This window comes from Nostoc sp. CCY0012 (assembly GCF_963920855.1).
In the GTDB taxonomy this organism is placed as follows: Bacteria; Cyanobacteriota; Cyanobacteriia; order Cyanobacteriales; family Nostocaceae; genus Cyanocohniella.
This window is the reverse complement of the sequence record NZ_CAWUDM010000270.1, coordinates 1-255: the sequence shown is the minus strand read 5'-3', so window position 1 is coordinate 255 and position 255 is coordinate 1. Positions and strand designations below refer to the sequence as shown.

General features: G+C 45.9%; 1 protein-coding gene. It reads left to right on the top strand.

Annotation, left to right across the window (positions count from 1 at the left end):
* Positions 1 to 233 (top strand): hypothetical protein (locus tag ACM0OS_RS29100; RefSeq protein WP_414546639.1); only part of this gene is annotated, 233 nt, incomplete at its 5' end.
* Positions 234 to 255: the final 22 nt, after the last annotated feature.

The window sequence follows — 255 nt, the reverse complement described above, 5'->3', positions numbered from 1 at the left end:
ATCTACTACCTGGATTAGCTAACAAACTACCCCAAGTATTACCAGAAGCACTGGCTGCCGCCAAGCATTTTCAAGATGGGTCAAATCGCTTCAATCTCTTAACTGCCTTAGCCAGCAAACTGCCACCAAATTTATTACGCGAAGCACTGGCTGCTGCCAAAGAAATTCGGAATGAAGAGTATCGCGCCAATGCACTAAAAGTCCTAGCTGACAAACTGCCGCCAAATTTATAACGCGAAGCACTGGACACCATCA